Consider the following 19,105-nt stretch of genomic DNA (forward strand, 5'->3'; position numbering starts at 1 on the left):
ATTGAAATATTGGACGCAAGATGGACGAACGGCAAGCCCTCAGCGCCTTCTCCGCGCTCTCCCAGGAGACGCGGCTGCGCATGGTCCGCCATCTGGTTATCGCAGGACCCGGGGGACTGGCAGCCGGTGTGCTCGCCACGAAGGTTGGCGTGTCCACATCCAACCTGACGTTTCACCTGAAGGAGCTCGAGCGCGGTGGGCTGATCCAGTCACGCCGGCAGTCGCGCTCGATCATCTACAGCGTGGTGTTCTCGGCGCTCTCCGGCCTCGTGGAGTTCCTGATGCGGGATTGCTGCCAGGGCCACCCGGAGGTGTGCGCGCCAGCCGTTGCCGCGCTTGCCGCTTGCGACTGCAATCCTCAACCGGAGCACATTGATGTCTGATCCCGTTTTCAACGTGCTGTTCCTCTGCACGGGCAATTCGGCCCGATCGATCATCGCCGAAGCCGTCCTCAACAAAGACGGGGGCGGCCGCTTCCGGGCCTATTCCGCCGGCAGCCGGCCGAAGGGCCAGGTGAATCCCTTTGCTCTGAAGGTGCTCGACCGCGCCGGCTATTCGCCGGCGGGCCTCAGCTCGAAGTCCTGGGATGTGTTTGCTGCGCCCGGCGCGCCGGTGATGGATTTCGTCTTCACGGTCTGTGACCACGCCGCCGGCGAGGCCTGCCCCTTTTGGCCGGGCCAGCCGGTGACGGCGCATTGGGGCATCGAGGATCCCGCAGCGGCCGAAGGGACGGACCTCGATAAGGAGGCGGCGTTCGTCACGGCGCTGCGCTATCTCAAGAATCGCATCAATGCCTTCGCCAACCTGCCGCTGCGGTCCATCGACGGGCTTGCCTTGAACGCCAGGCTCCGTGAGATCGGACAACTCCCGGGAGCATCGTCGCCCCGGCCGGACGTCGCGTGAGGCCGGCCGTGGACGTCATCATCTATCACAACCCGGGCTGCGGCACCTCGCGCAACACGCTGGCGATGATCCGCAACGCCGGCATCGAGCCGCACATCGTCCACTACCTCCAGAATCCACCGACGCGCCTGCTGCTGCGCCAGTTGATCCAGCGCGCCAATCTGAGCGTTCGGGATCTGCTGCGCGAAAAGGGCACGCCCTATGCGGAACTGGGATTGGGCGATGCCGCGCTCGGCGACGACGACCTGCTCGATGCGATGATGGCGCACCCCATCCTGATCAATCGGCCCGTGGTGGTGACGCCCAAAGGCGTGCGGCTCTGCCGCCCGTCCGAACATGTGCTCGATCTGCTGCCGCCGCAGCAGGGCGCGTTCGTCAAGGAAGACGGTGAGCGCGTGATCGACGGGCGCGGCCACCGTGCCGCGGAGGGGTGAGCCGGCATGTCCACGTTCGAGCGCTACCTGACCCTGTGGGTCGGGCTCTGCGTCGTCGCCGGCGTCGCGCTCGGCCACCTGATGCCGGGCGTCTTCCATGCCATCGGCGCGGCCGAGGTCGCCAAGGTCAACCTGCCGGTCGCGGTGCTGATCTGGCTGATGGTCATCCCGATGCTGCTCAAGATCGACTTCGCCGCGCTCAGTCAGGTCGGCCGCCATTGGCGCGGCATCGGCGTGACACTCCTGATCAACTGGGCGGTGAAACCGTTCTCCATGGCCCTGCTCGGCTGGCTGTTCATCGGCTGGCTGTTCCGGCCGTACCTGCCGGCCGACCAGGTGGGCAGCTACATCGCCGGCCTGATCATCCTGGCGGCGGCGCCCTGCACGGCGATGGTGTTCGTGTGGTCCAACCTGACGCGCGGCGAGCCGCATTTCACGCTGAGCCAGGTGGCGCTCAACGACGCCATCATGGTCGTGGCCTTCGCCCCGATCGTCGGCCTGCTGCTCGGCCTGTCGGCCATCACGGTTCCCTGGGGCACCCTGGTCCTCTCGGTCGTGCTCTATATCGTCATTCCGGTGATCGTGGCCCAGCTCATGCGGCGACAGCTGTTGGCATCGGGCGGTCAGGCGGCCCTCGATCGGCTGCTCCGGCTCCTCGGGCCGGTGTCACTCGTTGCGCTGCTGGCAACGCTCGTCCTGCTGTTCGGCTTCCAGGGCGAGCAGATCCTGGCCCAGCCCCTGGTCATCGCGCTGCTCGCCGTGCCGATCCTGATCCAGGTCTATTTCAATGCCGGGCTCGCCTACGTGTTGAACCGGATGGCGGGCGAGGCGCATTGTGTGGCCGGCCCGTCGGCGCTGATCGGGGCCTCGAACTTCTTCGAGCTGGCGGTGGCCGCCGCCATCAGCCTGTTCGGCTTCAATTCGGGCGCGGCGCTCGCCACCGTGGTCGGCGTCCTGATCGAGGTGCCGGTGATGCTGAGCGTGGTCTGGATCGTGAACCGCAGCCAAGGCTGGTACGAACGCGGCGCCGGCCAGAAGGCGGCCTTGAAGTCCGCCGCGCGTGAAGTCTGACGCTCCGCCCCGCCATCGCCTGACCGTCATCGCCGCCCTCGGCGTGGTGCAGATCCTCGCCTGGGGCTCGTCGTTCTACCTGCTGTCGGTTCTCGCCACGCCGATTGCGGCCGACACCGCATGGCCGATCGCCTGGATCGTCGGTGGCCTGTCGGTCGGGCTGATCGTCGCCGGCCTGGTATCGCCACGGGTCGGCACCTTCATCGGCCGGCACGGCGGCCGGCCGGTGCTGGCCGCATCGGCCGCCGTCATGGCGCTTGGCCTGGTGGTGCTCGGCCTGGCAACCTCCCTTGCGGGCTACGTCTTCGCCTGGGTGCTGCTGGGCCTGGGGATGGGCACGGGCCTGTACGATGCGGCCTTCGCCACGCTCGGTCGCCTCTATGGGGATGCGGCGCGGCCGTCGATCGGGGCGCTGACTCTGTGGGGCGGGTTCGCCAGCACGGTCAGCTGGCCAGTATCGGCGGTCTTGATCGAGCACGTGGGCTGGCGGGGGACGTGCTTCGCCTATGCCGGTCTCCAACTCGCTGTCGCGCTGCCCCTGGTGGTTCTGCTGATCCCGCCGCCGCCGCGCCTGCCGTCGACCGCCTCCACAGGCACCGGCGCCGCGCGCCGGCGCCTGTCGAGGCGCGAGCGGCGGACGTTCTGGTTGATGGCTTCCATCGTGACGCTGGGCAGCACGGTGACGACGCTGGTGTCCGTGCACCTGCTGGTGCTGCTCCAGGCGCGCGGCGTGGCGCTGGCGTCGGCCGTGAGCTTCGGCGCTCTCATCGGGCCAGCTCAGGTCGGGGCGCGGGTGCTGGAAATGGCGGGGCGCGGCCGGCACCATCCGCTGTGGACGCTGACCATGGCGATGGGCCTGATCGCCATCGGCGTGGGCGTGCTGGCCTTGGGGCTGCCGGCCGTCGCGCTGGCGCTGATTCTCTACGGGGCCGGAAACGGCATCTATTCCATTGCGCGCGGAACCGTGCCGCTGGCGCTCTTTGGCGCTGAGGGCTATGCGCCGCTCATGGGCCGCCTGGCCCGGCCGGGGCTGGTCGCCGCCGCGCTTGCGCCGCTTCTGGGCGCATTCGTGCTGGCGCACGGCGGCGCGGACGTCCTGTTGACGGTCCTGGCCGGGCTCGCGGCCGCCAATGCTGCATTGGTCGGCCTGCTCTGGCGCGCCACGGCCGCAGCCGGATCAGGGTGACGGAGCGCGCGGCGCCATCGACCGGAAGGGACGCCTCATAGCCCACCCCTCCGCACGGCACCGTTCTCGCCAAAAACCCGCCGGCTGTCCGCACACCCGTCGATCGTGTCGGCAAGCTCCCGCGCTTTACGGTTGGAGCGTGCCTTGGCCGCGTAGCAGCCCTTGCCGTCCCGAATGGCGAACACCAACAGCCAATCGGTATCGTCTCGGCGGCGGGCGCGGATGATGGCGCTGCGAGGCTGGCCGCGCTCGAGGCGCCATTCGACGGTCGGTCCGAAACCCTCGTCCCGCGCCGGGAACATCACGGGAGCACCTCCGCCGACCGACACGTCGACCATGTTGCCTTCATCGGCGAATTGGATGGAGACGCCGCCTGGGCCGCGGCACGACCAGATCCTCATCCACGCTTCGCCGGGCTTGATGCGGGCCGGATCGGCATCGGTCCTGCAGCCCTTCGCGCCGAAGTGCACGGGTTGGAACACGGCCCGCGGCTCCGCCGCCACGCTCGTACCGGCCGCCGCCATGCTGGCGAGCGCGGCAATTGCGGCCATCATGCACGACCTCGAGCCCATAGCCGAAGGGAACCACGAGAGCCGCGCGTCTGTCGAGGCGGCTCATCTGTCCCTGCCGCGGTGGCGCGCTACTTGAAATCGGTACCGATCGTGGAGTGGACCTATTCCATGCGCGCACTGATCATTGCCATCGTTTTGATAGCTCTGCCGCCGCCCGGCGGCATTGCGCGGGCGCTGGACGCCTCGCCGGCGAACCCAGCCTTCACGCTCTACCGGAAGGGCACGGTGAACTCCGGCGAGCGCGTCCGCTGGGCGACATTCAATGCGGGCCAGCCGGGCAACGACAATCTGGCCAACTGCGAGCTCGCCGCTCGGTTGCTCAACATCAACCTGGCCCAGGCCCAAGGGGCCGAGCAGGTTAGCTTCAGCGTGTTCTGGTGCGAACGCGGCGACGATCGGCCGTAGGCGGCGTGGTGCGGTCCGCCAACCGGCCCCAGCGGTGGCCACCTCGTTCGGGCGAGTAAGGTCGCCCTCGTTGGCCGGAGGCCCGGTGGACCCACAGGCGTAGCGATCTTGCCCGAGGAGCGCGTTGCGTCGGCCTGCAACACGAAAACGCCCCCGAAGCGAAGCGCCACCTAACCCGCTGAAAATGACTGAATTTTTAGTTTGGCTGGGGGACCTGGATTCGAACCAAGACTAGCGGAGTCAGAGTCCGCTGTTCTACCATTAAACTATCCCCCACCGAAGCACTTGAAATCCCTCAACTTTCGTTGAGTTGCCCGACCATCTCGAGCCAGGGACTTCGGCAGGCCGCCGCAGCGAGGGGGGCTCTATAGCCCCGAATTCGTCGCCGGTCTACCCCCGTTCGAGACTATCGGGGCCATCGGCGGCGCTGCCCGCCGATGGCCCCAGGATATCCGCCAATCGCGCCCGCTCAGTAGCCCCAGCGAGGGTGCGGCCCCCGGCCGCCGTGGGGACGGCCGTAGGCGCGCCCGTATCCATAACCAGGGGGGCGGGGGCGATGGCCGTAGCCATAGCCGTAGCCCGGCCGCGGTGCATAGTGAGGCCTCGGCGCGTAGTACGGTGCCGGTGCATATTTCCACGTGCCAGTGCGGCGTCCAGCCCAGGCCTCGTCCGGGGCGACACTGACGCCCAACGTCAGGGCAAGGGCAAAGGCGGAGCAAAAGCGCAGCATGAGGTCTCCATCGTTGCGATCCGCGGCGCGGGCGGCGCCGCGGTCATTCTGATCCACATCGAACAAGCCTATACCATGGCCGAAGGTTCCGACGGCCCCGTGACTGCGTCGCGCGGCGGTCTACGAGCGGTCGCGCATCGCACCGGTGGTCGTGCCGCGGCTCAAGCCGTCGACGAGGTAATGGAACAGTGAACGGCTGCCGATATGGACGTCGGCCACGATCGTCATGCCAGGGGTCAGCCGAAACGCGTCCGGCGTATCGTGGAAGTCCATCTTCGTGATCCTGGCGCGCGCCTTGTAGAATGGGGCGACCGTCTGGCCGCCGTCCTGCTTCGTGAACGATCCCTCGCTGATCCACTCCAATTCGCCTTCGGCCTTGCCGTGGGAGACGGAGTCGTAGCTGTCGACCTTGATCGTGCAGGGATCGCCGGGCCGAATGTAGCCGACGTCGGACGAGGCGATGTCCATCTCGACCTCGACCGGGCCGTTGAGCGGGGCCAGCGTCATCAGGATATCGCCTTCCTTCAGCACCGAGCCGACCGACAGCTCCGATTCGCTCAGCACCACCGCGTCCTCCGACGCCCGGATCGCGACCAGATCCTTCATGCGGTTCGCCTTGGAGAGCTGTGCCAATGCCGTGTCGCGCGAATTGCGCGCGGTGACGATCTCCTGGCTGAGCTGTGCCTGCCATTGCTGGATGAAGGCGTCGCGATCCGCCGTCAGGCTCGCTACGGAATGGCGCTCTTCGGCGAGCTGCTGCTGGTCGCTTTCCATCGTGCGGAGCATCTCGACCCGTTGGTCGGCCGCGCTGAGCAGGTTGAGCAGGCTGCCGGCCTGTCTTTCCACGAGGGTCGCGCGCATGTCCTCGATCTGCTTCATGATCCGGTCGCGCTCCTTGTAGCGAGCTTCGTCCCCCTCGAGGCGCTGCACGGTCATCTGCGCCTGGTCGATCTTTTCCGTGTAGCTGCGCAGCTGCGCGTCGTACTGGGCCAGCCTCTGCGTGTTGAGGCCGACCTGGAGGGCCACGTAAGGCGCCATCGCCGCGGAGGGCTCGGCCGGAAACTGCGGGGTTTCGCCGCGGCGCTCCGCTTCGGCGCGGATCATCTGGGCGTCGAGCGAGGCGATCTGCTGCTCCAACTGCCCGGCATCGGCCGCCGCGAAGGTGGGATCGAGGGTGGCCAGCAACTGGCCCTTGGCAATCCGGTCGCCTTCGTGGACCTCGACCGTCTTGATGATCGAGGCGTCGAGAGCCTGGATGGTTCTGACGCCGTCGGTCGTGACGATCTTGCCGCTTTCGCTTTCGATGTCGCGGTCGAAGTCGACGACCGTGGACACAGCGATACCGCCGGTCAGGAGCGCAGCGAGCGCCCAGACGATCAAGCCGGACGTTGGCGGGCCACCCCGGTTGATGAGCCGGTGAGTCTCGGATTGAAAGCTGCGGATGATCTGGTCCGTGGTCAGTTTGCGCGGCATGGCGCCTCCTCGGCTGTTCGCAGTACTGCTCCCACCGCGGCTCCGGTCCCCCGGCCCGACTCCCGAGCGCCCGGGACGGCGGCCGGTGGCCTTGGGCTCAGCGCCTCGCGAGCCCGGGCGAAAGGCAGCCATCGTCCCGCATGCGGCTCCCGCCTTGCTAGCACAGCGCCAGCTCGGCGAAGTGTGCAGAGGGCGGGGCCCTGGAATGCGTGACGGCTAGCGCGGGATGATTTTTCGCCGAACCATCGTTTCGCTCGACGTCTTTGTTTCGAGCACGATCTTGTCCAAAAGCCGGCGTCCACTTCTTGGCGTTCCGCCCGAGCGGGTGACCATGGCAACACGTGGGACGACGGCGGCCCTCATGACAGCGGCTGTCGGTCCAGCCGCCAGCCGTCGCACGCGTCGATCTCCGTGCGCAGTTCCACCGCCGGCGCCCACGGCCTGGCGGCGACGTCTTGCGGTTGGGCGCTCGCCGGAACGAAGGTCCCTCCCGCAGCCAGGAGCTCCACGACGCGGACGATGACCTCGACGGCAAGCCCCGCGGGCAGGACGGCGCTGGCGCCGCAATTCATGGCACGGCCGACGAGATCGGCCCCGCAACTGGCGGCCAAGATGGCGATGGCCGGCGGGGCAGGGCGATCCTGCGCCCGATGCAGGCTGTCCCATATGTCGTCCGGCGCGGACCCAACCGACAGGATCAGCACCGACGTCTCCAGCGCAGCTGCATCTCGGTCCCAGGCCGCGATGTCAGCGAACGCGCAGAAGCGGCGGCGGGGCGCCGCGGCTCGCAAGGCGGCGATCGTCTGCGCGCGGAGCGCGGGGCCGCCCTCGATCAGGGCGACGAGATGTCGGGTCCTCCGCTTGTCCACGCGGCGGCCACCGGCCGTCGCACATTCCGTCCGGCTCAAGCGGCGGTCGTCGTTCACGGCACCCAACTGCGCTTTCCCATTACGCCAAAGCTCCCGCCTCCAACCACTCGCCCCGCGGTTTGGGACGATCGATTTAGACGTACAATCGCAGATCATCAAACGCCATCGCATCACCCGTTTGGGGGGTGCGCAGGGATCGGTTCCGACTATCCTGGATTGCGTTCAGCGGGCAGGGGAGTGCCGCCATTCACGAGGTGCGGACTGCGTCGACGCGGCGAGGGACGTGCGACGTCATTTCTAAAGCCGCGACGTGACATCGAAGTGGGACCTCGAGCGCATTGCGGCGGCATTCGCCGAGGCGGCGCTGAACGCGAACCGGTGGACCTTTGCCCTGCAAGTGGCGGGCGAGGCCGTCGGTGCGCGCGGCGCAGCGCTGCTCGGCCTGAATGGCCCGCTGCCCCAGCCCTTCAACAGCCCGTCGCTGCACGAGGCGACGGACGCCTACATCAAGGAGGGATGGGCCGAGCGGGACGAGCGCTACCGAGCCGGCCCGCTCATCGCCCGTCAAGGCATCGCAACGGACCTCGACTTCATCTCGCCGGAGCTGATGGCGAGAAATCCCTACTACCAAGAGTTCCTGGCGCGCTTCGATCTGCGCTGGTTCGCGGGGTTACGGATCGCGAGCGGCGGGGAGCTCTGGTGCCTGCGGATCAATCGCGGACCCGCCGAGGGGCCTTTTTCCCATGAGCAGCTGGCACAGCTCGGCGCGTTGTCTTCGCAGCTGTCGAGCTCGGCAGTCGTGGCCCGCGCCTTGGGGTTCGCGCAAGCCGAGGCGGTGGAGCAGTCCTTCGATACCAGCGGACAGGCCGTTGCCCTGATCGGCTGGCAGGGGGAGGTGATCCGGACGAACCGAACGGCCGAGCGGTACCTGGCGCAGGGGCTGGTCCAGCTGCGACAGAACCGATTGACGGGGACCCATCGCGACGACACCGCCGCCCTCGACCGGGCACTGCATGGCCTCGTTCGGGGGGCGCATGCGCTCGCCTCGCCGGTGGTGCTGCGCCGGGACGGGGCGCGGCCGCTCATTGCTCACGGCGCGCGGCTCGCCTGCTTCAGCCGCAATCCCTTCGCCGCCTGTCGGGCCATCGTCGTGCTCACGGATCCGGAACAGCGCGGCCGGATCTCGGCGGTCCATCTGCGCAAGCTGTTTCGGCTGACCCCCTCCGAGGCGCGGCTGGCGGCGCTGCTGGCGTCGGGAGACAGCCTCGAGACGTTGGCGGCCCAACTGGGCGTCAGGCGCGAGACCACACGCTCGCTGCTCAAATCCGTGTTCCTGAAGACCGGAACCAACCGGCAGGCCGAACTGGTGGCCCTGCTGCTGCGGCTCGGGCTGCCGTCGGAGTGAGCGCGGACCTATCTGCTGCCCACACCGGTCGCGACGGCGCCGGCAAGACGGCTCAGGCGCGAATGGATTCGCTCGGCACGAGGCGTCCACCGTCCGTCTGCGACCACGCCCAGTTCGACCGCTGCGTCCCGCTGCCGTCGAACTCGGCGCAGCAGCGCACGCAGAAGAATCTCAGCGGCCGGGCGTATGGCACTGGCAGGCGGCCGCAGCAGCGGCCTCGAGCATCCAGCTGTCGCGGCGGGTGGCCTTGCGTCATCCTTTCCTCCCGGACGATTGTGACCGTTGCACCTCGATTCGGTGGAGTTTACCGTTGGTGGCCCTTGCTGGGCCATTCGCGCCTTGGTGGTGGGGCTTCACGATGCGGCGAGCCGGCTCTGATCCGGGTCCGGCGGATGTCGCTCCGTCGGCGCGCGCCGGCGATCTGGCGCGGCGCCCGCGTGCAGCCCACATAGGGGACGGAGCAGCCCGGTTGGGTGCTCGGGCGCCGGCTCCGGCGAGTGCCCTGGCGCTGATTGTCCGAGACGAGAGGGACGGGAGTGATGATATGACCACAACGACCGAGCGCGCGGTTCTGGCCGGCGGCTGCTTCTGGGGCATGCAGGATCTGATTCGCCGCTACCCCGGCGTCGTGTCCACCCGGGTGGGCTACAGCGGCGGCGACGTGCCCAACGCGACCTACCGTCATCATGGCACGCATGCGGAAGCCATCGAGATCATCTTCGATCCTGCCAAGGTGTCGTACCGCGCGGTGCTGGAGTTCTTCTTTCAGATTCATGATCCGACCACGCGCAACCGCCAGGGCAACGACATCGGCACCAGCTATCGCTCGGCAATCTACTACACGAGCGAGGAACAGCGGCGGGTTGCCGAGGACACCATCGCGGACGTCGATGCGTCGGGCCTGTGGCCGGGTAAGGTGGTGACCGAGGTCGCGCCGGTCGGCCCCTTCTGGGAGGCGGAACCCGAGCACCAGGACTACCTGGAGCGCCTTCCGCATGGCTATACCTGCCACTTCGTACGCCCGGGCTGGAAGCTGCCGGTGCGGACGGAGCGGAGCGACGTGTCGAGCGCGGCGGGGTAACGACGGCCCAGCCGCCGACGCGCTGTCCGATCCGGCGGAGCCGTCTGTCGAAGGAGAAGCTGATTTCGAACCGCCGGCCGCGGCGAGGCTCGTTTTCGCCGGCGGCACGAACGCTCGTAACCGCGGCGGCGCGCGGCGTTGTTCATTGACGCCGCGGCCACCGTACCGACAGAGCGCTACGCGCCCCGCGGTCCCGACGCGCGTGGCCGCTCCAAGCTCAGATTCCGCTGCCCTGGTCGTTGAACAGCCGGTCGAGGATGCGGCCTTCCAGCGCCGCCAGGGCCGGGTCGCCCCGGTGGCGCGGGCGCGGGGCGTCGATGGGGAGGTCCGCGGCGATCCTGCCCTCGTCGATCACCAGGATGCGGTCCGCCAGCGCGATCGCCTCGGCGACGTCGTGGGTCACCAGCACCGCGGTAAAGCCCTGCTGTTGCCACACGCTCTCGATCAGCCGCTGCATGCCGATGCGAGTCAGGGCGTCGAGCGCCCCGAGCGGTTCGTCGAGGGCGAGCAGCCGCGGATGGCCGGCGAGCGCCCGAGCCAGTGCGACGCGCTGCTTCTGACCGCCGGAGAGCACTGCCGGCCACTCGTCGCCGCGGTCGTCGAGGCCGACCTCGGCGAGAGCGTCCTGCGCCTTCAGGCGCCGCTCCGATGTCGCCAGGCTGCGGTCGAGCCCGACCTCGACGTTGCCGCGCACGCGCGCCCAAGGCAGCAGCCGCGGCTCCTGGAACATGATGCGCGCACCTGACGGGCGCCCCTCTTCGGCGTCGATGAGAACGCGGCCGGCCGTCGCCTGCTCCAGGCCGACGATGAGGCGCAGCAGCGTGCTCTTGCCGCAGCCGCTCTTGCCGACCACGGCGACGAACTGCCCGGCGGGGATATGCAGGTCCACGGCCTTGAGCACCTGCTTGGGGCCGAAGGATTTGGCGAGACCGCGCAGCGTCACCGGTACGCCGCGGGCGTTGCCGTGGGCTTGGACGGGGGCGGCGCTGGGGAAGCGCCCTTCGCGCCGGCTGATGGCGGCTGCGACCGCATTCATGGTGTTGTCCTATCCTTGTCGTTGCAGCGGACCGACGCGGCTCGGCCACATCGCTCCGCTCGCCGTACCCTGTCGATCCGGAAGCCTTCCCTCCGGACGGATGGAGCCTTGAGGCGCGTGCTTCAGCGCCGGTAGGCCGGGTGCCATTGCAGAGAGAGCCGCTCCAGCAGCCGGGCGATGCTGTCCGCCAGCTTGCCGAGCAGCGCATAGATCAGGATCGACAGCACGACCACGTCGACGAGCAGGAACTCGCGCGCCTGCATGGCCATGTAGCCGATGCCCGAGGAGGCGGCGATGGTCTCGGCGACGATCAGGGTCAGCCACATGATCCCGAGCGCGTAGCGCAGGCCGACGAACATGGACGGCAGGGCGCCGGGCAGGATCACCCGCCAGAACAGCTCCCACGAGCCCATGCCGTAGATGCGGCCCATCTCCACCAGCTGCGGGTCGACGCTGCGGATGCCGTGCAGCGTGTTGATGTAGATCGGGAAGAACACGCCGAGCGCCACCAGGAACAGCTTGGCCTCTTCGTCGATGCCGAACCACAGGATGACAAGCGGGATGAGCGCCAGGTGCGGCACGTTGCGCACCATCTGCAAGGTCGTATCGGTGAGCTTCTCGCTCAGTGCCGACAGTCCGTTGGCGAGGCCGAAGATCAGCCCGACGGTCCCGCCGACCACGAACCCGCTCAGCGCCCTGAGCGCGCTGACGCCGATGTTGTGCTGAAGCTCGCCGGACGCGGTGAGTCGCACCGCTGCGGCGGCGACGGCGCTGGGAGCCGGCAGCACGTTGGCGGGGATCTGGCCGAGGCGCGACAGCAGCTCCCAGACGGCGATCAGCAGCGCCGGCACCAGCCAGCCGATGGCGCTGCCCGGCAGCCATCGCGTCAGCGGGCGGCTGCGGGATTTGTCGACCGCCTCTTCGGCAGCCGTCTGCAGGGTGGTGTCGCTCATGATGCCGCCGTCAGTCTGGCGGCGCCGACCGCGAACTCGTTATGAACGCTGGGCCGGTAGCTCGCCGTTTGCCGTTGGATGCCGAGCTGCGGGAACAGGAGCTCGGCGACGCGGTAGGATTCCTCCAGGTGCGGGTAGCCCGAGCCGATCACCGTATCGATGCCGGCCGCCTGGTACTCGCGCAGGCGCTCAGCCACAGTTGCCGGATCGCCGACCAGCGCCGTGCCCGCTCCGCCGCGCACCAGCCCGACGCCGGCCCACAGGTTGGGCGCCACCTCGAGCTTGTCGCGGCGCCCGCCGTGCAGCTCCAGCATGCGCCGCTGGCCGACCGAATCGGAGAGCGCCCGCAAACGGCTTTGCGCATGGGCGATCTGCTCGTCCGAGATGCGGCTGATCAGCCGGTCGGCGGCAGCCCACGCCTCGTCGCTGGTCTCGCGCACGATGAAATGCAGGCGGATGCCGAAGCGCATGCGGCGTCCGCGCTTGGCCGCGGCAGCGCGCACGCGCTCGATCTTGCCGGCCACTGCGTCGACCGGTTCGCCCCACGTGAGGTAGAGTTCGGTGTGCTCGGCCGCCAGCTCGATGCCGGCGTCCGAAGAGCCGCCGATATAGAGCGGCGGATGCGGCTGCTGGGCGGCAGGGAAGTCCAGGCGGCTGCCCGCGACCCGGTAGTGCCTGCCGTCGAAGTCGACGGTCTCGCCTTCCAGCAAACGGCGCCAGATGGTCAGGAATTCGGCAGCCTGGGCATAGCGCTCGTCGTGATCAAGGAAGACGCCGTCGCCGGCGAGCTCGGTAGGATTGCCGCCGACGACCACGTTCAGCAGCAGGCGGCCGTTCGTTTGGCGGTCGAGCGCTGCGGTCTGCCGCGCTGCGAAGGAGGGCGAGACCACGCCGGGCCGCAGTGCCACCAGGAACTTCAGCCGCTCGGTCGCCGCGGCAAGGCCCGCGGCGGTGATCCAGGAATCGACGCAGTTCTGGCCGGTCGGCAGCAGCACGCCCTCGAAGCCGAGGCGGTCGACGGCGCTAGCCACATCCTTGAAGTACCCGAAATCCGGCGGCCGCTGCTGCGTCTCGGACCCCAGATAGGAGCCGTCGCCGTGGGTCGGGATGAACCAGAAGAAGTTCAGTGGATCGGCCGGCCGGGCGGCGATGGGGACAACGGACACGGGATTCTCCACCGAAGGAAGGGTTCGTTTGGTCGACATGGTTCCACGGGGGTCATGCGACGTCGCGGGCCGGCGCCGGGGAGGCGATCGCGAGCGCGGCGAGCTCGGCGGCGGCCTGGTCGAGCCGGTCGAGGATGGTTGCGTCTGTGAGCCTCCCGTCGACGAAGTCCGGGTCGCCGGCATAGACGGCGGTGGGCACCGACAGGGCGCTGAAGAAGCCGAACAGCGGCCGCAGCTGGTGCTCGACGACGAGGCTGTGGCGGTGGCCACCGCCGGTGGCGCCGAGCAGCACCGGCTTGCCGATCAGCGCCGGCGGGTCGACGAAGTCGATCAGGTGTTTCAGCAGGCCGGCGTAGGAGCCCTTGTAGACCGGCGTGGTCACGATCAGCGCATCGGCATTCTCGATGGCGGACAGGATCGCCGCACCGGCCGGCGGCAGTCGGTCGCGGCTGAAGGCGCCGAGGCCGGGGCCGATGTCGACCAGATCATACAGCTCCAGCTGCACGCTGCGCCGGCGTGCCACTGCCCGGGCGGCGGCAGCGGCGAGCTCACGCGTTTTCGACGGGCGGCGGGTATTGCCGCTCAGGGCGACGAGCCTGAGCGCGCTCATCGTACCGCCCCCGCGGCGGGGCGGACGTCGGCGCGCCGGTGGAACAGCCGCCGAGCGGCTCGCTCGGCCTCGGCCGGCGTGCGGAAGCTGTGCCCGTCGATGGCGTTGAAGGGGCCAGCCGCGGCATGGAAGCGGAAGCCGCGGCGATCGGCGGCGACGATGCCGGCGGCCGTCCCGGCAATCTCGATGATGTAGGCGTTCGCAGCGCCCGCCTCGACGGGGGCGGCTGCCTCGGAAATCAAGGTCGACATGGTCTCTCCTGCCGCCGGCACGCACGCGCCCACCGACCAGCGCCGCTGTGGAGGGCGGGGCCTGGATCTGACAGGCGACATGGGCCTGCGGGACGCAGCTCGTGAGCGGCGCTGTACGGTCAAGGTTCTCGGTTCTGCTGTGGTGAGGACCTTACGACCGACAACGATCGCGCGACGTACGAGCCCGCCGCAGGGGCAGCGGCGACGGAGCAGGCCGGGGCAAATCATGCATCAATGCTACTCCGGCTATCGACCAGCTGCGGGCTCTCCGCGCAGGCGCTCGGGTACGTCGCCACCAGCCCGCGGCTCGGTGCGACCGCGTTCATATGAGTACAGGCCACCGCCACCGTCAATAAAAGTTGCGGAGCAATGCGGCCGGACCAAACAATTTGAAAGATAGTCTTGCTCCGCAAGGGCGGCTATAGAGAATTTTTTCTTTAAGACCCTCTCGCGAGAAATTTTCTTCCCGCCTTCACGGGGCCGAGCGGGCCGGGGCGCGTCCATCCGGGCACGTTCGCGCAACCGGCAGCGGGAGCGTCACGGCACCAGGATCAGGCCTTCGTCCGGGCGCAGCGCGATGGTGGCGGCGGGCCGGGCCTCCTCGCGATCGAGGTGGGTGGACAGGATCGCCCGGTGCTGTCCCAGGCCGTCGACCGCCACGGGCTCGTGGCCGAGGTTCAGCACGATCAGAAAGGTCTCGCCGCCGCGGCGGCGGCGATAGGCGAGCACGTCGCCGGTGGCGGCGACGCTCTCGAAGCTGCCCAGCGACAGGGCCTCGTGCGCCCGCCGCAGCGCCAGCAGGCGGCGGTGCAGCGCCAGCATCGAGCGCGGATCGCCCGTCTGGTCCGCCACGTTGGCTTCGTGCGCCGGTCCCACTGGAAGCCAGGGCGTGCCGGTGGTGAATCCGGCGTCGTCCGCGGCCGTCCAGTGCATCGGGGTCCGCTCGGGGTCGCGGCCAAGGCCGAGGCCCGGCTCGTTCTTCTCCCACGGGTCCTGCACGGCCTCGGGCGCGATCTCGCCGTCCGTCATGCCGATCTCGTCGCCGTAGTAGATCGTCGGCGTGCCGCGCAGCGTCAGCAGCAGCATGGCGGCGACGCGCGCCTGGGCGGCCCCGATGCGGCTCGCCACGCGGTGCTGGTCGTGATTGCCGAGGACCCAATTGGGCCAGCCGCCGTCCGGCAGCGCACGCTCGTAGGTTTCGATCAGCTCCGCCAGGCCACGGGCGTTCCAGGCGGAGAGGATGAGCTGGAAATTGAACGGCAGGTGCACGCCGGAAAGGTCATGGCCGTAATAGGCCACCAGCCGCTCGAGCGGCAGGTAGATCTCGCCGATCAGCACGCGGTCACCGTAGGCCTCGATCGTGGCCCGCATCTCGGCGATGACGTCGAAGACCTCCGGCTGGTCGGCGGAGTGGACCGGCAGGACGCGGGCGATGTCCGGCTGCCCCTCGGCGAAGCCGGGGTTATCTGGATTGTCGCGGAATCCGGCGTCCTTCATCAGGTGCCAGATCACGTCGACGCGGAAGCCGTCGACACCGCGTTCGAGCCAGAAGCGCAGCACGTCGTTCATGGCTGCGCGCACCTGCGGATTGCGCCAGTTGAGGTCGGGCTGCTCCTTCAGGAAGGCATGATAGTAGTATTGGCCCGACGCCTCGTCGTATTCCCAGGCGCTGCCGCCGAAGTTGCTGGCCCAATTGTTGGGGGGGCCGCCGCCGGAGGCCGGGTCGCGCCAGATGTACCAGTCGCGCTTGGCGCTGCCGCGCCCGGCCCGGCTCTCCGCGAACCACGGATGGCGCTCGGAGGTGTGGTTGGGCACGAAGTCGAGAACCACCTTCAGGCCTTGGCCGTGGGCATCGGCGATCAGCCCGTCGAAGTCCTCGAGCGTGCCGAACATCGGATCGACGCCGCAATAGTCGGCGACATCGTAGCCGAAGTCGGCCATCGGCGAGGGATAGAAGGGCGAGACCCAGACGGCGTCGACACCGAGCGCGACGAGGTGGCCGAGCCGCTGCCGGATGCCCTCCAGGTCGCCGATGCCGTCGCCGTCGCTGTCCTGGAACGAGCGCGGATAGACCTGATAGATCGTCCCGCTCTGCCACCATCGCGTCATGTCGGTCGTCCCCACTCTCGAACCCGGCATTCACATCTCGGTGCGGCGAACGGCGTCGTCGAGCCCGCCGACGCGGTACCAGCGGTAGCCGTAGGGCTCCAAGGTGACGTGGTGGCGACCATCCCCGTCCGCCTCGCTGTGGTCGTCGGAGAGCAGGTTGACGAGCTTGCCGGGTTCGCCCCGGCGCGGGCCGCTGCGGAAGCTGACGGCGCTGCCCTCGGCGTGAAAATTGTGCAGAAAGAGGACCGCGTTGTTGCGCCAGTCGTAGCGCAGGCCCAACACCGCGGCGTCGCGGATGTCGATGATCCGGAACTCGCCCCAGCCGATCTCCGGCACCTCCTGGCGCATGCGGATGATCCGCTCCAGCCAGTTGAGGAAGGAGTTGGGGTCGCGCCGCTGCTCGGCGACGTTGACGTGGGCGTAGTCGTAGCCGCTGTCGGAGATCACCGGCAGGAAGGTCTTCTTCGCGGTGCTGAAGCCGGCTTGCGGCTCGTCCGACCACTGCATCGGCGTGCGCGCGCAGTTGCGTTCGGGCAGCGCCAGGTCGTCGCCCATGGCGATCTCGTCGCCGTAGCGGATCACCGGGGTACCGGGCAGGGTGAACATCACGCTGTAGGCGAGCTCCAGCATGCGCCTGTCCCCCTTCAGCATCGGCGCCAGGCGGCGGCGGATGCCGCGGTCGTAGAGCTGCATGGACTTGTCGGGCCCGAACGCGTCGAACACGGTCTGGCGCTGCCCGGCCGTCAGCCGGCCGAGATCGAGCTCGTCGTGGTTGCGCAGGAACAGGCCCCACTGCGCGGTGTCGTAGTCCGGCCTGGTCTGCTTGAGCGCCGTGCGGAGCGGCCCGGTGTCGCTCGAGGCGAGCGCGTAGAACAGATTCTGGTTGACTTGGAAGTTGAACATCATCTGCATGCGGTCGCCGTCGGCGCCGAAATACTTCATGTCGTCCTTGGGCAGGATGTTGGCTTCCGCCAGGATGATGCTGTCGCCCTTGCGCCATTGCAGGAACTCCCGGAACGAACGCAGCATGTCGAAATGCTCGACCGGCTTCTTGCCGACCTTGGCTCCCTTCTCGGAGATGACGAAGGGCACCGCGTCCATGCGGAAGCCCGAGACGCCGAGCTGGATCCAAAAGCCCATGATCTTCAGGATCTCGGCCTGCACGCGCGGATTGGCCGTGTTGAGATCGGGCTGGAACTCATAGAAGCGGTGGAAATAGTAGGCTTCGGCGACGTCGTCCCAGGTCCAGGTGGTCGTCTGCACGCCCGGGAACACCATGCCTTGGTCGGCGTTGGCCGGCTTGGCCTTGGACCAGACGTACCAGTCGCGGTAGGGCGACTTGGGGTCGGACCGGGCGGCCTTGAACCAGGGGTGCTCGTTGGAGGTGTGGTTGACCACCAGGTCGATCAGCACCCGCATGCCGCGCTGCTTGGCACCTTGGGTAAACTCGACGAAGTCGCCCAGCGTGCCGTAGCGAGGATCGACGCTGTAGTAGTCGCTGACGTCATAGCCGTCGTCGCGGCCGGGCGACGTCTGGAACGGCATCAGCCAGATCGCGGTGACGCCGAGGCCATGCAGATAGTCGAGCCGCCGCATCAGGCCGCGGAAGTCGCCGACGCCGTCGCCGTCGGAATCCATGAAGCTCTCGACCGAGAGACAGTAGAGGATGGCGTTCTTGTACCAGAGGTCGGTGATCAAGTGTTGCTCCGCGCCCGCGCATATATCCTCCTCGCGAACGCAGTCGGTAGCGACCTGTTCCCCCGAGCCTCGCCGCAGCTATTGCCGCTGCCCCGCAAGCGCAGAATGGCATTGGAAGTGCACGGCATCACACCATGCGTCGGACGAAGCGAGGGATCGTCATGCCCACAGTGTCGTTTCGCCCCGAATCAGCCCGCGAGCGCAAGGGCGAACGGATCGAACTGCGCGTCGGCCGGCGGCCAAGACATTGATCCTGCGGGCCATGGCCGTTACCGGTCCGACGGCACGCGACCTCGCCCACGAAGCTGTGCGCCGGGGCTGGAAGCGGACCAATAGTCCCTCAGGCCGGAAGGACCACGCTTTTACCGCCATCAGCCATCGCAATCGATCCGACCATGAAGCTGGCCTGATCGGACGCCAGGAAGGCGATCACCTTGGCAATCTCCTCGGGCTGAGCCGCGCGTCCGATCGGGGCATGCCTGCCGTAGTCGGCGAGCGCCGAGGGGCCGTCGGCATGGATATGATTGAGGATATTGGTCACGGTATCGCCGGAGCCCACGGCGTTCACACGGATGCCGTGGTCGATCGCTTCCACCGCCAGCGTCCGGGTGAACTGGGCCAGCGCGCCCTTCGATGCGGCGTAGGCTGCGATCGACGGAAATGTCTGAAAGCAGGCATAGGAGCCCACGTTGACGATCGCCCCGTTCCCGGCGGGCATCATCGCGCGCATCGCTTCGCGCGAATGCAGGAACACGCCGCGGATGTTGACGGCAAAGATGCGGTCCCAATCGTCAAGGGTCATGTCCACCACGAGCTTGTTGATGATGATGCCGGCGTTGTTGACGAGGATATCCAGTCGGCCGAACCGTTGGGTCGCCATCGCCACGGCCTGCTGGGCGGCGCTCTCGTCCGTCACGTCGGCGATCAGCGGGACGATTCCGGGCCGAGCGAGCGTAACGACATGCGGATCACGGTCTTCCGCGATGATCGATGCGCCGCGCGCGTGAAGCAGTTCCACCGTGGCGCGGCCGATGCCGCTCGCCGCGCCGGTGACGAGCGCGACCTTGCCCTCAAAGTCTCTTCCTGTGCGTTCCGTAGTCATGACAGCCTCCTGCGATGTGCTGGCTGCCATTTGGGTCTCTTGGATCGTGCG

19 protein-coding genes and 1 tRNA gene are annotated in these 19,105 nt (G+C 68.3%); 8 read left to right on the top strand and 12 right to left on the bottom strand.

What is annotated here, in order from left to right; translation table 11 throughout:
- Positions 1-20: 20 nt before the first annotated feature.
- Genes IEW34_RS24250 through IEW34_RS24270 form a run of 5 tightly spaced genes read left to right on the top strand, consistent with a single transcriptional unit; the run spans position 21 to position 3,594 of the window.
- Positions 21-383 carry an ArsR/SmtB family transcription factor gene (locus tag IEW34_RS24250; protein WP_188611803.1) on the top strand — a complete coding sequence of 121 codons (363 nt, stop codon included), beginning with the start codon at positions 21-23 and terminating at the stop codon, positions 381-383.
- Positions 376-903, top strand: a complete 528-nt coding sequence (locus IEW34_RS24255; RefSeq protein WP_188611804.1) for an arsenate reductase ArsC — start codon at positions 376-378, stop codon at positions 901-903. Before IEW34_RS24250 ends, IEW34_RS24255 begins: the two co-directional genes overlap by 8 nt.
- A gap of 8 nt (positions 904-911) precedes the next feature.
- The gene (arsC, locus tag IEW34_RS24260; RefSeq protein ID WP_188611805.1) at positions 912-1,337 is read left to right on the top strand and encodes an arsenate reductase (glutaredoxin); all 426 of its coding nucleotides are present in this window, start codon (positions 912-914) and stop codon (positions 1,335-1,337) included.
- Positions 1,338-1,343: 6 nt separating this feature from the next.
- Positions 1,344-2,408 (top strand): ACR3 family arsenite efflux transporter, encoded by a 1,065-nt coding sequence (arsB, locus tag IEW34_RS24265; RefSeq protein ID WP_188611806.1) that lies wholly within the window; start codon positions 1,344-1,346, stop codon positions 2,406-2,408.
- Positions 2,398-3,594, top strand: coding sequence for an MFS transporter (locus IEW34_RS24270; protein ID WP_188611807.1), 1,197 nt, complete (start codon positions 2,398-2,400; stop codon positions 3,592-3,594). Before arsB ends, IEW34_RS24270 begins: the two co-directional genes overlap by 11 nt.
- A gap of 35 nt (positions 3,595-3,629) precedes the next feature.
- On the opposite strand, the gene IEW34_RS24275 is transcribed toward IEW34_RS24270, so the two are convergent.
- A complete protein-coding gene (locus tag IEW34_RS24275) occupies positions 3,630-4,118 on the bottom strand; it encodes a hypothetical protein (RefSeq protein WP_188611808.1) in 489 nt (162 codons plus the stop codon).
- A gap of 120 nt (positions 4,119-4,238) precedes the next feature.
- Here IEW34_RS24275 and IEW34_RS24280 point away from each other — a divergent pair, with 120 nt between their 5' ends.
- Complete coding sequence (locus tag IEW34_RS24280) at positions 4,239-4,571, top strand: hypothetical protein (RefSeq protein WP_188611809.1); 333 nt, start codon at positions 4,239-4,241, stop codon at positions 4,569-4,571.
- A gap of 202 nt (positions 4,572-4,773) precedes the next feature.
- On the opposite strand, the gene IEW34_RS24285 is transcribed toward IEW34_RS24280, so the two are convergent.
- The 3 genes from IEW34_RS24285 to IEW34_RS24295 form a co-directional block, all read right to left on the bottom strand.
- A tRNA-Gln gene (locus IEW34_RS24285) sits at positions 4,774-4,847 on the bottom strand.
- A gap of 574 nt (positions 4,848-5,421) precedes the next feature.
- Positions 5,422-6,774 carry an HlyD family type I secretion periplasmic adaptor subunit gene (locus tag IEW34_RS24290; RefSeq protein ID WP_188611810.1) on the bottom strand — a complete coding sequence of 451 codons (1,353 nt, stop codon included), beginning with the start codon at positions 6,772-6,774 and terminating at the stop codon, positions 5,422-5,424.
- Positions 6,775-7,133: 359 nt separating this feature from the next.
- Entirely contained in the window at positions 7,134-7,643 is a 510-nt protein-coding gene (locus IEW34_RS24295) for a hypothetical protein (RefSeq protein ID WP_188611811.1), read from the bottom strand.
- Between the two features lie 310 nt (positions 7,644-7,953).
- On the opposite strand from IEW34_RS24295, the gene IEW34_RS24300 reads away from it, so the two are divergent.
- Complete coding sequence (locus IEW34_RS24300) at positions 7,954-9,048, top strand: helix-turn-helix transcriptional regulator (RefSeq protein ID WP_188611812.1); 1,095 nt, start codon at positions 7,954-7,956, stop codon at positions 9,046-9,048.
- A 544-nt stretch (positions 9,049-9,592) separates the two neighbouring features.
- Positions 9,593-10,129, top strand: coding sequence for a peptide-methionine (S)-S-oxide reductase MsrA (gene msrA, locus IEW34_RS24305; RefSeq protein WP_188611813.1), 537 nt, complete (start codon positions 9,593-9,595; stop codon positions 10,127-10,129).
- 217 nt (positions 10,130-10,346) lie between these two features.
- Here the strand turns inward: msrA and IEW34_RS24310 are convergent, their stop codons facing one another.
- The 8 genes from IEW34_RS24310 to IEW34_RS24345 all read right to left on the bottom strand — a co-directional run bounded on the left by IEW34_RS24310 (position 10,347) and on the right by IEW34_RS24345 (position 19,084).
- The gene (locus tag IEW34_RS24310; RefSeq protein WP_188611814.1) at positions 10,347-11,165 is read right to left on the bottom strand and encodes an ATP-binding cassette domain-containing protein; all 819 of its coding nucleotides are present in this window, start codon (positions 11,163-11,165) and stop codon (positions 10,347-10,349) included.
- Positions 11,166-11,287: 122 nt separating this feature from the next.
- Positions 11,288-12,118 (bottom strand): ABC transporter permease subunit, encoded by an 831-nt coding sequence (locus tag IEW34_RS24315; protein WP_188611815.1) that lies wholly within the window; start codon positions 12,116-12,118, stop codon positions 11,288-11,290.
- A complete protein-coding gene (ssuD, locus tag IEW34_RS24320) occupies positions 12,115-13,284 on the bottom strand; it encodes an FMNH2-dependent alkanesulfonate monooxygenase (protein ID WP_244642173.1) in 1,170 nt (389 codons plus the stop codon). Before ssuD ends, IEW34_RS24315 begins: the two co-directional genes overlap by 4 nt.
- A gap of 52 nt (positions 13,285-13,336) precedes the next feature.
- A complete protein-coding gene (gene msuE, locus IEW34_RS24325; RefSeq protein ID WP_188611817.1) occupies positions 13,337-13,894 on the bottom strand; it encodes an FMN reductase in 558 nt (185 codons plus the stop codon).
- Positions 13,891-14,145 (bottom strand): hypothetical protein, encoded by a 255-nt coding sequence (locus tag IEW34_RS24330; RefSeq protein WP_188611818.1) that lies wholly within the window; start codon positions 14,143-14,145, stop codon positions 13,891-13,893. Before IEW34_RS24330 ends, msuE begins: the two co-directional genes overlap by 4 nt.
- 537 nt (positions 14,146-14,682) lie before the next feature.
- Positions 14,683-16,284, bottom strand: a complete 1,602-nt coding sequence (locus IEW34_RS24335) for an alpha-amylase family glycosyl hydrolase (protein ID WP_188611819.1) — start codon at positions 16,282-16,284, stop codon at positions 14,683-14,685.
- A complete protein-coding gene (locus IEW34_RS24340) occupies positions 16,285-17,952 on the bottom strand; it encodes an alpha-amylase family protein (RefSeq protein ID WP_188611820.1) in 1,668 nt (555 codons plus the stop codon). It lies immediately after the preceding gene.
- Positions 17,953-18,292: 340 nt separating this feature from the next.
- Positions 18,293-19,084, bottom strand: a complete 792-nt coding sequence (locus IEW34_RS24345; protein ID WP_244642174.1) for an SDR family NAD(P)-dependent oxidoreductase — start codon at positions 19,082-19,084, stop codon at positions 18,293-18,295.
- Positions 19,085-19,105 lie beyond the last annotated feature (21 nt).

Origin of the sequence: Chelatococcus reniformis (genome assembly GCF_014640075.1) — a bacterium.
GTDB classification, from domain to species: Bacteria; Pseudomonadota; Alphaproteobacteria; order Rhizobiales; family Beijerinckiaceae; genus Camelimonas; species Camelimonas reniformis.